At 62.6% G+C, this 14,907-nt stretch carries 12 protein-coding genes and 1 tRNA gene; 10 read left to right on the forward strand and 3 right to left on the reverse strand.

The window, feature by feature from the left end:
- The first annotated feature begins 1 nt into the window (after window position 1).
- On the forward strand, window positions 2-2,353 hold the full coding sequence (locus LCW13_RS05270; protein ID WP_153635336.1) for a sensor domain-containing protein: 2,352 nt from the start codon (window positions 2-4) through the stop codon (window positions 2,351-2,353).
- Between the two features lie 190 nt (window positions 2,354-2,543).
- A tRNA-Arg gene (locus tag LCW13_RS05275) sits at window positions 2,544-2,620 on the forward strand.
- Window positions 2,621-2,926: 306 nt separating this feature from the next.
- On the opposite strand, the gene LCW13_RS05280 is transcribed toward LCW13_RS05275, so the two are convergent.
- Window positions 2,927-4,096, reverse strand: a complete 1,170-nt coding sequence (locus tag LCW13_RS05280) for a glycosyltransferase (RefSeq protein WP_225347764.1) — start codon at window positions 4,094-4,096, stop codon at window positions 2,927-2,929.
- A gap of 312 nt (window positions 4,097-4,408) precedes the next feature.
- Here LCW13_RS05280 and LCW13_RS05285 point away from each other — a divergent pair, with 312 nt between their 5' ends.
- Together LCW13_RS05285 and LCW13_RS05290 are read left to right on the forward strand one after the other, a co-directional pair.
- On the forward strand, window positions 4,409-5,350 hold the full coding sequence (locus tag LCW13_RS05285) for a methyltransferase domain-containing protein (RefSeq protein WP_225347765.1): 942 nt from the start codon (window positions 4,409-4,411) through the stop codon (window positions 5,348-5,350).
- 81 nt (window positions 5,351-5,431) lie between these two features.
- Window positions 5,432-6,487, forward strand: a complete 1,056-nt coding sequence (locus LCW13_RS05290; RefSeq protein ID WP_153635339.1) for a methyltransferase — start codon at window positions 5,432-5,434, stop codon at window positions 6,485-6,487.
- Window positions 6,488-6,532: 45 nt separating this feature from the next.
- Here LCW13_RS05290 and LCW13_RS05295 read toward each other — a convergent pair whose 3' ends face one another.
- Complete coding sequence (locus LCW13_RS05295; protein WP_153635340.1) at window positions 6,533-7,072, reverse strand: GreA/GreB family elongation factor; 540 nt, start codon at window positions 7,070-7,072, stop codon at window positions 6,533-6,535.
- 196 nt (window positions 7,073-7,268) lie between these two features.
- Between LCW13_RS05295 and LCW13_RS05300 the strand changes: the two genes are divergently transcribed.
- From LCW13_RS05300 to cysN, 6 genes are all read left to right on the forward strand, one after another.
- Window positions 7,269-7,952 carry a tetratricopeptide repeat protein gene (locus LCW13_RS05300; protein ID WP_153635341.1) on the forward strand — a complete coding sequence of 228 codons (684 nt, stop codon included), beginning with the start codon at window positions 7,269-7,271 and terminating at the stop codon, window positions 7,950-7,952.
- A gap of 357 nt (window positions 7,953-8,309) precedes the next feature.
- Window positions 8,310-8,948, forward strand: coding sequence for an NUDIX domain-containing protein (locus tag LCW13_RS05305; protein WP_043337028.1), 639 nt, complete (start codon window positions 8,310-8,312; stop codon window positions 8,946-8,948).
- Between the two features lie 325 nt (window positions 8,949-9,273).
- Entirely contained in the window at window positions 9,274-9,720 is a 447-nt protein-coding gene (locus LCW13_RS05310; protein ID WP_043337025.1) for a DUF1249 domain-containing protein, read from the forward strand.
- Between the two features lie 120 nt (window positions 9,721-9,840).
- Window positions 9,841-10,587, forward strand: coding sequence for a metallophosphoesterase (locus tag LCW13_RS05315; protein ID WP_225347766.1), 747 nt, complete (start codon window positions 9,841-9,843; stop codon window positions 10,585-10,587).
- A 309-nt stretch (window positions 10,588-10,896) separates the two neighbouring features.
- Window positions 10,897-11,808: a sulfate adenylyltransferase subunit CysD gene (cysD, locus tag LCW13_RS05320; RefSeq protein ID WP_054557074.1), complete on the forward strand. Its 912-nt coding sequence runs from the start codon at window positions 10,897-10,899 to the stop codon at window positions 11,806-11,808.
- Between the two features lie 158 nt (window positions 11,809-11,966).
- On the forward strand, window positions 11,967-13,418 hold the full coding sequence (cysN, locus tag LCW13_RS05325; RefSeq protein ID WP_153635343.1) for a sulfate adenylyltransferase subunit CysN: 1,452 nt from the start codon (window positions 11,967-11,969) through the stop codon (window positions 13,416-13,418).
- Window positions 13,419-13,583: 165 nt separating this feature from the next.
- Here cysN and LCW13_RS05330 read toward each other — a convergent pair whose 3' ends face one another.
- On the reverse strand, window positions 13,584-14,801 hold the full coding sequence (locus LCW13_RS05330; protein WP_225347767.1) for a globin domain-containing protein: 1,218 nt from the start codon (window positions 14,799-14,801) through the stop codon (window positions 13,584-13,586).
- Window positions 14,802-14,907: the final 106 nt, after the last annotated feature.

Raw genomic sequence — 14,907 nt, forward strand, 5'->3', positions numbered from 1 at the left:
AGTGAGTGACACCACATCGTTTGGCACCATGCCGAGCACTTCCCGGCCCGCCAATGGCCAGGAAGCCGAAGGCTTGTTGAATCAGCTGCTGGATCACACCAGCAACGGCGTCTGTTGCTATGACCTCGAAGGGCGCATTCGCTGGGTCAACCCCGCCTTTGAGCAGCTTCTCGGCTATCGAGAGCAGCAGGTGGTCGGCAAGGTGCCCAGTGAATTTTTGATGGGGCCGGCATCCGATCTGCTGGTCATCACCCGATTGCGTGAACAGCGCCGCCGCGGCGAACCCAGCGATGAGGAGCTGGTGCATTACGACAGCAATGGCCAACCACTGCGATTGCGGCTGCGCTGCATTCCACTCAAGGATTCCAGGGGGCGGGTGGAAGGGTATCTGGGGCTGCAGACGGACATTACCCAGATGCACCGGGCCTTGATGTTGAGCCATTCCCAGCTTGAGCTGCTGGAAGCCGTGGCGGCAGGCCAGTCTCTGGACAAGACGCTGCGCGACCTGTGCCTGACCATCGAAGGCGCCGCGGTTCAGGTGCGCTCCTCGTTGCTGCTGCTGGATGATGTGGGCCGCACCATCGTGGCAGGTCAGGGGCCCAGCCTGCCGGCAAGCTTTATGCTGTTCACCCGTGGTTTGAAGATCGGGGAAGGCGTGGGCACCTGTGGGACGGCGATGTGGCGGCGCAAGCCGGTCATGACGCCTTCCATCGCGCAGGAACCTGCCTGGGAGGGCTTCCGTGAGCATCCGCATGCGTTGGGGCTGGATGCCTGCCTGTCGATGCCGATTCTCGATGGCGAGGATAATCCGCTGGGCAGCTTTGCCTTCTATGCCGAGACAGGCGAGGTCTTCGATGCAACTCACCATGGCTTGCTCGAAGTGGCGGTCAAGGTGGCCAGGCTGGCGATCGAACGCTATCGACGTGACCAGCAGCTGACGCATCAGGCCTTGCACGACTCGTTGACCGGCTTGCCCAACCGGCGCCTCGTGCGTCGTCATCTCTGTGAGCTGGCGGAGCAGGCCCAGCCCGGCGAGATGGGCGCGCTGATGTTCCTGGATCTTGATCACTTCAAGCGTCTCAACGATATCCTCGGTCACGATGCCGGTGACCTGGCGCTCAAGCAGGTCGCCTCGCGTCTGGCAGAGATGCTGGGCCCGCAGGACTTCCTCGCGCGCCATGGGGGAGACGAGTTCATCGTGCTGCTGGCACCGAGAGCCGGTGGGCCGCGCGAAGCGGCTAGCCGAGCGCGCCAGGTGGCGGAGCAGATGCTGGAGCGACTGCAGGAGCCGCTGGAGCTTGAAGGGCGAACGCATCAGTTGACCGGCTCGTTGGGCATCACGCTCTATCCGCGTCATGAGGAAGGCTATGGCGCCTGCTCTCAGCAAGTGTTGCCGGCTGGCAAGGCCGAGCATGACGAAATTGATAGAGAAGAGAGTGATGCCTGGAGTCACCTCCTGCATCAAGCGGATATCGCGCTCTATGAGAGCAAGGGGGCCGGGCGTGCACGGCTGTGTTTCTTCGCGCCCGAGATGCGCCAACGCATCATCGATGCCGCTCGGATGGAACACGCGCTGCGTGAGGCCGTGTCTCGCCAGCAGCTGAGTGTCCACCTCCAGCCGCAATTTTCCCTGCCCGAAAGTGGTGAGCCGCAATTGTGTGGCGCCGAGGCATTGCTGCGTTGGCATGACCCGCAGCTTGGGATGGTCTCGCCAGCGACCTTCATCCCCATCGCGGAGGAGTCCGGCCTGATTCTCGAGCTGGGACATTGGGTGCTGGAGCAGGTCTGTCGCGAGCTTGCCGCCATGACCGCTCGAGGCTATGCGCTACCGATGGCGGTCAATGTCAGTCAGGTGCAGTTCCGTAGCAGCGAGTTCGTGCCGCAGGTCACCAGGCTGTTGGCGCAACATGACTTCGCGCCTGAGCTCTTGCGTATGGAAATCACCGAGAGCCTGGCGACGGATGATGAAGCGGCAATGCTCGAGAAGATTGACCAGCTGGCAGCCTTGGGCCTGAGCTTCTCGATTGATGATTTCGGCATCGGCTACTCGAATCTGTCGCGTTTGCGTCGTATGCCGCTCAAGGAGCTGAAGATAGATCGCAGCTTCATCAATGACCTGTCTCATGAGGAATCGCCAGACACGCATACCACGGGCAACGAGATCGTGCGTGCCATGCTGATGATGGCGAGCGCCCTGTCACTCGATGTCGTGGCGGAAGGCGTGGAAGAGACGGAGCAACTCGAAGTCTTGCGGCGCATGGGTTGCTCGCGAGTTCAGGGTTACCTGCTGGGGCGCCCGCGCCCGATGGCAGAGGTGATTGGCGACGCGGAGGCCCGATTGTCGAAAGGATAGGGAAGGCATGTTCATGAGGCTGTCTCAGCCAGCCTGGGGCATGACACCGAAATCAGGCGTGGAGCATGCCTTCAGGTTATTGCTCCAGCGCCTCCAGCATGTGGATGACGACGAAGGGGCGTGAAGCAGGCGGTGCAGCAATTGTCGGGTTTATCTCGCCACTTCAATGGCTTATACTTCCGCTCGCTACGCCCCCTTAGCTCAGCTGGATAGAGCGGCCCCCTCCTAAGGGGCAGGTCGCAGGTTCGACTCCTGCAGGGGGCGCCAGCAATCCCACCTTCTGGACGCCGTCGTCTGTCCTGCCTTCTGCGTCATCGCCTTATCGTCTTCTCTGCACCGTTCGTTGCGTGCTCGGCCCTTGCTCTGTGAGCAGCGCCCGTCCTGGCTTCAGGCCCGGAGTAAGAATTGCCGCACTTGATCTTCCTATCCGATTACTCGTTCAACAATGTCCTGGCTCTTGGTCTGGACATCGCATCGTCTTGCCAGCCAATCGTCCTGCCAGTTCAGCGTCGCGGGAAGGCGCAAGAACAAGCCCTGCAAGAGAGTCTCTCGATAAACGCAGGGCTTTGGGTGTCAGCGGGAGTCTGATGTCACGGCATCAGTGGGCAGGGACAGAAACTCCTGCATGATGCGGGTATCGCGGAAGCGTTCGATCAGCTCCGGATCCGAGTCGAGTGCCGGCGGGTTGGCGAGACCTTCACGAATCTTGGCTGCCAGCGCCTCGATGGAGTCTTCGGAGATCAGGCGCGCCTGATCATGGATCAAGACATTGCGAATGCCGCCGGGGACATCCGGTGCCACGCACGGCGTGCCACAGCACATGCTCTCCACCAGCACGATGCCGAAGGCCTCACTGCGTGAACTGAGCACGAACAGACGGGCGTGCTTCATCCACGGGTAGGGGTTCAGGCGGCTACCGATCAGGTGGACCCTGTCGCCGACGCCCAGCTCGCGGATCAGTGCTTCGGTGGCTTCCCGCTTGGGGCCATCGCCGACGATGACGAGGTCTTCCTCGATGCCTGAGGCGAGGTATGCCTTGATCAGCACATCCTGACGCTTGACGTCCGAGAGACGACACACCTGCACCACGTAAGGGCGGGAGGGCAGTTCCACCTCTTCCTCTGCCATGGCGGCGATGGCATCCAGATCACAGACATTGCCGATGGTCGCGAGTCTCGCCGCCTTGATCCCGTGATGGTCCAGCAGGTTTTCCAGTTGCTGGCGCACATTGTCGGTGTTGCACACGACCTGTTTGCCGCTATACAGGCGGCTCAACAGGAAACGTTGCCGCCAGCCCTCTTTCAGGTCGCCGGGCCATGACACCGCCACCTGCCACAGGCGAGGGTCCCGCCACGACCAGAAGGTCTCGAAGGCGCCCTGGCCGCGCGTGATGACCCGATCGATCGGGCCGTGTTCCTTCTCCAGGCGCGCGATGAAACGGCGCAGATAGTGGCCGCCGTAATAGCCTCGCCAGACGTATCCTGAGCCCTTGATCCACGGAGCCAGCAGCAGGCGGGTGAACAGGTCGTAGAACAGGCCGATGCCCGTCTTGCGAAATGCCTTGTCGAAGTCGACCTGATGAAGGTGCACGCCGGCATCCGGGACGAGTTCCAGTTCGCCTTTCAGTACCAGTACATGGACCTCATGCCCTTCGCGGTGCAAGACATTGGCGAGATTGACGGTATTGCGTTGGATGCCGCCGATGTTGAGCTTGCGGACGATTAGCAGGACGCGTTGTTTCATGGCTGAGGTCTATGTCGGAAGTGGAGTCGATGTGCACAAGTCAGTCACGTTGAAGCCTTGGCTGCTCAAGTCGATCAAGTGTCGGTCTTTCTCTGCCCCATGACCTCTTTCCTCGCCATGTGCCGTTCCTTGGCCCCTCGATGCAGGCGCCATTCTACGCCGATCCATTTGGCGGAGGAAATGCGTGGCGGCGGGCCGTCAGCGGCATCAGTGGGCGGTTCATCCGCACCGAGAAGTGCCTTTGGCGAGTGAGTGAGGCATTATCTGCACCATCGCTTCGTCAGTTCTTTCTCCTTCGCCAAGATATTCTCCATGCCTGAGCCGAAAACCTCGTCCCGCGCTGGCGCCTCTCGCGTTCGCCGTGCCACCGCTGATCGTCATTTCGACGGTCTGGCCGACAAGTTCGAACGTGGTTTCTACACCACGGAGCGCGGCCGTGTTCGTCTTGCGCTGACCCAGCGTCTGATGGATGAGAGTTTCTCGCACCTGCCGCCTTCCCCGGTACTGGAAATCGGTGCGGGGCTCGGGCAGACCGCTCACTGGTGGCTCACGCGTGGGCACCACCTCACGCTGGTCGAACCCTCTGGCGAGATGCGTGAGCGCGCGAAACGCTTCCTGAGCACTGCCGCGCCGCAAGGCCAGGGGCTGTCCGCTGGTTCGACGGCTGATCCATCCCGGGCGGCTCAGGCGGCGTCAGATCCGCAAGTGCCTGGTCACGCCGACGCGCTGTCGAATGATGAGCCGTTCGCTGGGCGACTGATCTGGGAGGGGCGTGATCTGCAGGGCTTCGCTGCTGAGACGGACAAACAGTGGCCGGTGGTGGTGTGCCATGCCGTGCTGGAGTGGCTGGTCGATCCCCGGGAGGGGTTTGCATTGCTCGCGAAGTTGCTGGCGCCCGGCGGCGTCATGTCGCTGAGTGTCTTCAATCGCGATGCGCTGGCGTTTTCCAATGTCAGCAAGGGCAATTTCGACAAGGTACTGGAAGGGCGCCTGGCAGGCTGGGGTACCGGCAAGCGCTTGACGCCCATCTCACCGCTACGCGATGGCGAGATACGTCAGTGGGCCGCGGAGGCGGGGCTTGAGGTGCGTGAGCTGACCGGGCTGCGCGTCTTCCACGACTATCTGCGTTCACGCGACCCGCTGAGCGAGGCTGACATGCAGAAATTGCTGGCGCTCGAGTGTCAGCACTGGCGCACGACCCCCTTCGTCTATCTGGGCCGCTATCTGCACTATGAGCTGGTGCGCCCGGCCTGAGGCGGTACCCGCACAACCGCATTGTTTCGATATCCGGCGCCCTCGCCGTTGTCCGTATCTTCTTACCCTGTTGGAGTCTTCATGTCTGCTCAAACCCCCGCCTGTCAGCTACTAGAGCGTCAGGACAGTGATTTTCGTGATTGGCTGTGGGTCGCTGCGCCGCGTGATGACTGGTGGCTGTCATCGGACCGCCAGCGGCGTGTCTGGGGGCATGACACCGGTATCGTGAATGCCGCGCGGGAAGCAGGGCACCGGGTCAGCCATGCGGTGTTCTTCGCCGATGCGCGAGCTGATGACACCATCGCGCAAGCCGCGGGCGCCATCGTGTTCTGGCCCAAGGCGCACGCGCTGGGCGAGTGGTGGCTGGTGGCGCTATGCCAGGTGTTGCCGGCCGGTACGCCGATCAAGGTGGTGGGCGAGGTCAACGGTGGCATCAAGCGCGCTGAGCGCATCCTCAAGGCGCTGGGGATGACGGCGCGCAAGGACGATACCGCGCGCCGTTGCCAGCTGTGGTCATCCGCCACGCGTGAGTTGACGGCCGAACAGGCCGCCAGCAGTGAATCGCCACTGGCAGTGGCTGGACAATGGACAGAAGGCTGGGGCGAATTCGAGGCGCTGGAGATGCGACTGACCAGCCATCCGGGACTGTATGGCAATGCCAAGCTGGACCCGGGTACCGCGCTGCTGCTGGAGAACCTGCCGACCCGTGGCTACAAGCGTGCGCTGGATATCGGGGCGGGTGATGGCATCATCAGCTGCTGGCTGGCGCGTCACGGTGCGCGCGTGATGGCAGGCGACGTCAGTGCCTTCGCGGTGGAGGCGACCCGTCGCAGTCTGGCGCTCAACGGGCTTGAGGCGGACGTACGCCTGAGTGATGTCTTCGCGGCGTTCGAGGGGGAGCGGTTCGAGGCCATCGTGGCCAATCCGCCGTTCCATCATGAGCGCGATATCGATTACGGACCGGCGGCGCGCCTGATCAGCCAGGCACCGGATCACCTGATGCCCGGCGGCACCCTGACGCTGGTCGCCAATGCCTTCCTGCCGTATCCCGGTCTGCTGCAGGCGGCCTTCGGCGAGTTTGAAGTGCTCGCGGAAACGCGCCAGTTCAAGGTCTATCGTGCACGCAAGGCGCGCTGATTCCCTGCGACCTGAGCCTCTGCGGCCTGATGCCCAGCTCGCCGCTTATGCCTCCGGCGACTGATAGCGGATGGCCGTGATGATGTAGGTCGTCTCGCCACCCGGTGCGGCTACGCTCACCTCGTCATCCAGCCCCTTGCCCAGCAATGCCTGGGCAAGGGGCGCATCGACGCTGATCCAGCGGCGCGGATTGTCGGTCTCATCAGGGCCGACGATGCGAATCTCCATCTCCTCTCCCTGCTCGTCCTCCAGCGTCACGAAGGCCGCGAAATAGACGCGCTCCAGATCCGCGGGCAAGCGATCGACGACTGTCAGCTCATCCAGGCGTTTCTCCAGATAGGCGATCCTGGCGATGGTCTGATTGAGCGCCTTCTTGTTGTAGGTGTAATCCGCATTCTCGCTGCGATCCCCCATGGCGGCGGCCTCGCCCGTCTTGCGCGAAAGCTCTGGGCGCCTCACACGCCTCAGGTGGTCGGCCAAGCCCTTCATCTTCGCGAGGCCCTGCGGGGTAATCACGTTGCTCTTCTTTTCCTGGCGCGGGTCCGTCTTGGGGTCGCGCCAGCGTGTCATGTTGCGACCTTGCATGGTCTGCTCCGCTGATTCTGTGGGTAAGGCTCAAGGCGTCGTGTGTGATGTTCGCTAGCGTTGAGACCTGCGACCAAGGGTGATTGGCGGCCGATTCAAACGTTCGTTACAGTCAGTGTGTGCTCGCCGGAGCACTTGCGCGTCACCCATGCCGAATCTGCCAACAATAACGAAAATCAGGGAGCTGTCCATGCCCATGCTGCCATCTTCACACCCGTCTTGCCGTGTCATATCCCGTTGCTGTCGCGTATTGCTCTCCGGGGGCATGGCGCTGGGCATCACGCTGGCCGGCATGACCGGAGTCCATGCTGCCCCGGGCGATGATGACGTCTTCCCGCTCTCCAAGCGCTGGGCGCAGATCAATTATCAGGTCTCCGGTGATGCTCAGGAAAAGGGCATGGAGGCCCTGGGCAAGGAGGTACGCGCGCTGGCGGATCAGTATCCGGACAATGCCCATGTGCTGACCTGGGAAGGCATCATTCTGGCTTCATGGGCCAAGGCGCGCGGTGGCCTTGGAGCACTGGATCTGGCCAAGGAAGCCAAGGCCACGCTCGAGAAGGCGATCACGCTCGACCCCGAGGGCGACAACGCCTCTGCCTATGTGACGCTTGGCGCGCTCTATGACAAGGCGCCCGGCTGGCCGGTGGGCTTCGGGGATGATGAGAAGGCGGGAGAAGTGCTGCGCAAGGGGCTTGAGGTCAACCCGACGGGCATGGATACCAATTATTATTACGCCGATTATCTGGCCTCCGAAGGCCGTGATGAGGAAGCGCTCAAGCATGCGCGTCTCGCACAGGACGGGCCGCCGCGTCCCAACCGTGAGCTGGCCGATCAGGAATTGCAGAAAGAGATCGCCGCGCTGATCAAGCGCCTGCAGTGAGTCTCTGGCATCCGTATCACTTGCATGGCTGTTGGAGGCGGAGACTGGCTGGAGCGACCATCAGTGAGCCCCGCAAGTGAACGGCAGCGCTGGCGTCAGGCGCTGTTCTAACAGCCTCGAATGAATTCCCGATTCCCTGAATGACTGAGTCCTTGAGCCCCACGGCCCGAGCGGAGATCCCGCTCGGGCCGTGTCGTTTATCGCTCTGCGGGTGATAAGTCGCCCAGGTGTCTTCAGGCGGCGCCTTGAATGGCGCTGATGGCTGACTCGGTACGGCGCGGCGAGCAAGTTTGCAGGTGACGGGCTGGCCAGTCTCGCGGCAGGACAGGATAATGTCTGCTCAGCCAAGGAGGATGCATGAGCGAGCAACAAGAGCACGTCGCAGGGCAACAGGCCTTCGCACATGATGATGTCGAACTGGTCGAGGCCAGGGTGTTGCAGGACGGCTTCTTTCGCCTCGAGCAGCGCGAATTCCGCCACCAGCGTTTCAACGGTGGCTGGAGCGATGTGATCCATCGCGAGGTGCATGTCCGTCACGATGCGGTAGGCGTATTGCCCTACGACCCGGTCAACGACCGTGTGGTCTTCGTCGAACAGATTCGTGCCGGCATGCTGGAAGACGCACGCACGCCCTGGAGCTTGGAGCCGATTGCAGGGCTGGTGGACAAGGACGAACAGGCCCATGAGGTCGCGCGCCGTGAGGCGATCGAGGAGGCCGGGTGTGAGCTGACCGACCTGATCGAACTGTACCGCTACTATCCGAGCCCCGGCGCCTGTACCGAGGAGGTCACGCTGTTCATCGGTCTGTGTGACAGCAGTGGGCTGGGTGGCGTGCATGGTCTGGCCGAGGAGAATGAAGACATCCGTGTGCATGTGCTCGATTTCCAGGCGGCCCTCACGCTGCTGGAACAAGGGCGGTTGGGCAACGCGATGGCCATCATGGCCATGCAATGGCTGCTGCGTGAGCGTGCCTCGTTGCGCGTCATGCATGCCTGAGGCAGTGAAGGCGAAGCTTGGCAATCCCCCGTGTCTCACGCAGGCTTCCTCAACCTGCGCGTCAGAGCTGCTATTCTAGAGGCTTGCTGAAAACCGGCAGCCAGCAACGATCACTGTCTGCGTCCGTATCAGTCTCGGTTTTCGTCTCAGCTTCAGTCCCGAGAGCTGGACTCGAGAGTCGATAGCCGAGAGCTTATCGCCGACAGCCTGAGCGCTGGCGCAGCGCTTGATTTATCACACGTCGCCCGCATCTTGCCACGCACGATAGCGGGCGTGCTTTGACAGACAACATGCCAATGTTCTGAGATTCGCAAGGAGATCGCCCATGCAGGTCAAGAAAGCCTATGTGGCTGACCTAAAAGCACTCCATGCCGAGTGCGGGTCCAATTATCTGCGCCTCACGCGCATCCTCGGCAAGGCCGAGGCCGGTGACAGCTTCGCCTTCCCGCTGGCGGGCAATCAGGGCCACTTCGGCACGCTGCTGCTCGAGGTGGTCGAATGCGCGCCCTATACCACCATGGTCACGGTCGCCCAGACCGGCGTGCTGGACCACATCATCGATTCGCCGCGCATGAGCGTGCATCTGTACCACGACGTGCGCATGGCGGAGGTCACCGACTTTCAGCGCCAGCGTCACTTCTCAGGGCGCAATCGTTACCCGAATCCGCGCATGCACCAGCCGGACGAAAAGCTTCAGCTCAATCGCTTTCTCGGCGAATGGCTGACCCATGCCCGCGCCTTCGGGCAGGCGGATGTGCCGGAGTTGCCGTGACGTTTGGGGCTGGCATGGCGCACAGGCGCTGACACCCGATGGATTTCCCGTCTTGATTGACAGAACCGCGATGGCCCGGCCGTCGCGGTTCTGTTCATTTCCCTGCTGCTCGAGAGACCGATGCGACTGATTCAGATAAGTGATTGCCATCTGCGCGCCGACCCTGGTGCGCGTTCACGGCTGGGCTTCCCCTGGCGTCAGCTGGAGGCGGTGATGGCGCATGCCTCGCGCCTGCGCCCCGATATCCTGCTGGTGACCGGTGATGTCAGCCAGGATGAGAGCCCTGCCTCCTATCGCATGGCGGCAGAGCTGTTCGATGGCCTTGGCTGCCCCTGGTTCTGGTTCGCGGGCAACCACGATCACCCTGAATTCATGCAGGAGCTGCGTCCCTTTCATCACGAGCTGGATCTGGGCGACTGGCGACTGCTGTGTCTGGATTCGCGCGTCACCGGGCAGGCCGGGGGGGAGCTTGGCGAGGAGCAATTGAGCGAGCTTGCGCAGTCACTGGCGCTGTCCGTCGAGCTGGACCCACGTCCGATCCTGCTGGCCATGCATCATCATCCGCTGCCGATCGGCTCGGACTGGATGGATGCGCTAGGCCTTGCCGACCGCGATGCGCTGTGGGAAACGTTGCGCCCGTACCCGCAGGTGCGGGCCGTACTGTGTGGGCATATCCATCAGGCCTTCACGCAACTCATGCCGTGTGGGCAGGGCAGTGTGGCCGTCTATGGCGTTCCCTCCACCTCCGATCAGTTCGCTCCGCTCAGCCATGATTTCGCCGTGGATGAGGCGGCGCGCCCCGGCCTGCGCGTGGTGGATCTCGATGGCGAGCATCTCGAGACCTGGGTGGAGCGGGTCACGCTCTAGCCAGTCTCGCAAGGAAGGGCGGGCAAGCTCGCCCCATGCGCTGCCACAGCGTCAGCATGAATGATCTGGGCGTCAGCATGAATGCCCTCGGTGTCATCAGCGGGGTGCAAGGCCCACAGGTATCAGGTATGCCTTTTTGGTCTTAAAAGATAGTTTCTGATTCTTTGACGTTATCAAGGCGGGGCGAGTACCGTGTAACCATTCGGCGTGCTCCCTCGGGGCATCCATCTGTCGCTGACAGAGCGCGCCACTGACTTCACGGGCCGCCTCTCGGGGCGTGTCCCAACGCTCACGAGGTTGCCGCACGCAATGCTTACCCCCGAACGTCAGACCCACCTCAAGCAGCTTGAGGCCGAATCCATTCACATCATCCGTGAAGTGGCAGCGGAATTTGCCAATCCGGTCATGCTGTACTCCATTGGCAAGGATTCCGCCGTCATGCTGCACCTGGCGCGCAAGGCCTTTGCGCCGGGCGTCCCGCCGTTCCCGCTGATGCACGTCAACACCACCTGGAAGTTCCAGGAAATGATCAAGTTCCGCGACGAGATGGCCGCGGAAGTCGGCATGGAGTTGATCGAGCACATCAACCAGGAAGGCGTCGAGGCGGGCATCAACCCGTTCGATCACGGCAGTGCCAAGTACACCGACATCATGAAGACCGCCGGTCTCAAGCAGGCACTCGACAAGCACGGCTTCGATGCCGCCTTCGGTGGTGCACGTCGTGATGAGGAAGCCTCGCGCGCCAAGGAGCGTGTCTACTCCTTCCGTGATCAGTACCATCGCTGGGACCCCAAGAATCAGCGTCCGGAGCTGTGGAACATCTACAACTCCAAGATCAACAAGGGTGAGTCCATCCGCGTCTTCCCGCTCTCCAACTGGACCGAGCTGGACATCTGGCAGTACATCTATCTCGAATCCATCAAGATCGTGCCGCTGTACTACTCCGCCGTGCGTCCGGTGGTGAAGCGTGACGGCCTCGACATCATGGTCGACGACGACCGTCTGCCGCTCAAGGAGGGCGAAGTGCCGGAAATGAAGTCCGTGCGCTTCCGTACCCTGGGCTGCTACCCGCTGACCGGCGCCGTGGAATCCACCGCCGCGACCCTGCCGGAAATCATCCAGGAAATGCTGCTGACGCGTACCAGCGAGCGCTCCGGGCGTGCGATCGATCACGACCAGGCAGGCTCGATGGAGAAGAAGAAGCGCGAAGGTTATTTCTAAGGTCGCCTCAGCACATTGCCTGCAGGCGCCGCCACGCGGCGCTTGATGACCCGAACGAACAATTCGCCTGATGAGTCGGCTCGCAGCCTCATGAGACACTGGTTCGCGACACTGGCTCGCCACCTCATCAGGCCCATGACAGCGGCAAGGAGAAGAGTGTGTCCCACGCGTCAGACAAGATTTCCGCGGATATCGAAGCCTACCTGCAAGAACACGAGCGCAAGGACCTGCTGCGCTTCATCACCTGCGGTAGCGTCGATGATGGCAAGTCGACCCTGATCGGTCGTCTGCTGTTCGATTCCAAGCTGATCTATGAAGATCAGCTGGCCTCCATCACCCAGGCCTCCAAGACCAGCGGCACCACCGGTGACGAGGTCGATCTGGCCCTGCTGGTCGATGGCCTGCAGTCCGAGCGTGAGCAGGGCATCACCATCGATGTCGCCTATCGCTTCTTCTCGACCGACAAGCGCAAGTTCATCATCGCCGACACGCCGGGGCACGAGCAGTACACCCGCAACATGGCCACTGGCGCCTCGTCCGCGAGCCTGGCGATCATCCTGATCGACGCGCGCTACGGCGTGCAGACCCAGACTCGTCGTCACAGCTTCATCGCCGACCTGCTGGGCATCCAGCACCTGGTGATCGCGGTCAACAAGATGGACCTGGTCGATTACTCCGAGACGCGCTTCAACGAGATCGTCGCCGAGTACCAGGAATTCGCCAACAAGCTGAACGCGCCGGACATCCGCTTCGTGCCGATGTCCGCGCTCAAGGGCGACAACGTCGTCAATCGCAGCCCGTCACTGGACTGGTACACCGTCGATGGCGAAGCGGGCCCGTCACTGCTGGAGGTGCTGGAAACCGTCGAACTGACCCACGACCAGAACCTCAGCGATCTGCGCTTCCCGGTGCAGTACGTCAATCGTCCCAACCTCGATTTCCGCGGTTACTGCGGCACCCTGGCGGCCGGTGTCGTGCGTCCGGGAGACAGCGTCAAGGTGCTGCCGTCCGGCAAGGCCTCGACCATCGAGCGCATCGTCACCTTCGATGGTGATCTCGAGATCGCCTACCCGGGTCAGGCCATTACCCTGACGCTCGACGATGAGATCGACATCTCGCGTGGCGACTGGCTGGTGGCGGCGGATGCCGAACTGCCGCTCTCCAATGCACTGGAAGCGGATGTCGTCTGGATGCACGAGAAGCCGCTGCAGCCGGGCCGTCAGTACGATATCAAGCTGGCGACCCGTGACCTGACCGGTCAGGTCAGCGCCATCGATTACCTCTACGACGTCAACACGCTGGAGCATCACGAGGGCGACAGCCTGGCGCTGAACGCCATCGGTCGCGTCCAGCTCGAGCTGACCCAGGCGGTGCCGGTAGACGACTACCGCTCAAGCCCGGGGACCGGCAGCTTCATCGTCATCGATCGTCTGAGCAACGTGACCGTCGGCGCGGGCATGATTCGCGGCGTGGGTCGCGCCGGCACCCAGGCCACCACCCAGCAGACCGACTGGGCCGCGTTTGAAGCCGACCTCAATGCGCTGGTGCGCAAGCACTTCCCGCACTGGGAAGCGCGAGATGTGCGCGAGCTGCTCGGCCGCACCAACTGATTCCGTCCTGTAGCGACAGCAGCATGGAAGTCAGCGGAATACCAACAACAACGCTGGACACGCAATAACAACACGGCCTGCTGGAATGAAGCCGGAGAACGCAAAAGCCCCCATGGCCGCAAGGCGATGGGGGCTTTTTGCATGGTGCGGCTCACACCTGGCGCATCAGGCGACAGCAGTGTCGATGGCGAGCGGGGTGGAGGGGCCGAAATGCTCGTGGTGACATTGGCTGAGCGGTACGCCGATACGGCTGAGGTGCTGGATCATGCTCTGCATGAAGCCATGCGGGCCGATCACGAAGGCCTGCAGCGACTCGGCGCTGGCACCGGTCGCGGCGATCTGCTGCGCCAGCCAGTCGCGCTCGATGATGCCCAATTGCGCATGGGGCGGCAGCGTCTCGGCCTGTTCGTAGCAGACCTGATAATGCAGCTGCGTTGGATACTGCGCGACCAGCGCCTTGAGGGTGGCGTCGAAGGCATGCACCTCGGGATTGCGCGCCGCATGCAGGTAGATCACCTGGCGGCCCGCCGCCAGCGCCGCCGTCAGCAGCGACAGCATCGGCGTCTGGCCGACACCCGCCGACAGCAACAGCACCGGGGCATCGGCGCTCTGCGGGGCAGCATGCTCGAAGGTCAGCTCGCCGGCCGGTGGCAGCAGTTCGATCTCGTCACCTGTCTTCAGCGCATGCAGGTACTGGCTGGACTGGCCGTGGGCCTCACGCTTGACCGAGATACGGCAGAAGCGCTCGTCCGGCGCGTGGGACAGGCTGTAATGACGATGGATCACGCCCTGGGGTGTCGTCAGGCGCATGCCGATGTACTGGCCCGGCAGGAAGGAGAACATCGGGCCTTCCACCGGTGCCAGGTACAGCGAGCGAATCTCGCGGCTCTCGTCCTGCGTGCGCACGATGCGGAAGCGGCGCAGCCCCTGCCAGCCGCCGCGGGTAGCGGCGAAGCTGTCGTAGCGGCCCTGCTCGGCGGCGATCAGCACAGCGGCCAGTTCCCCATAGAGGGCGCCCCAGGCATCGGCGATCTCCGGCGTGACGGCGTCCCCCAGCACCTCGCCGATGGCGGCCATCAGGCACTCGCCGACGATGGGGTAGTGTTCCGGCAGGATATTGAGCGAGACATGCTTGCTGACCACGGGCGCCAGCAGGCGGTCCACCGCCTCACGCGAGTGGCGTGCGCCGACATAGGCGAGTACGGCGCCGGCCAGCGCACGGGCCTGGCCGCCGCTGGCCTGGTGGGTCTGGTTGAACAGCGGCTTCACCTCGGGATAGCGCTCGAACATCAGCGGATAGAAGCGCGCCGTGATGGCATTGAGATGCTCGGCGACGACGGGAGCGGTGGCGGCGATCAGGTCTTCCTGGGCGTTGGTCAGCATGACGATACCTCTGATTGATGTCCCTCCCTCTATGGCAAGGGGCGTGCCAACTCTCGAGGCCAGTCGTCATGCGCTTTGCAGGTCTATGATGTCAAAATGACATGGT

The sequence above is a fragment of the Cobetia amphilecti genome (assembly GCF_020217465.1).
Classification (GTDB): Bacteria; Pseudomonadota; Gammaproteobacteria; order Pseudomonadales; family Halomonadaceae; genus Cobetia; species Cobetia amphilecti.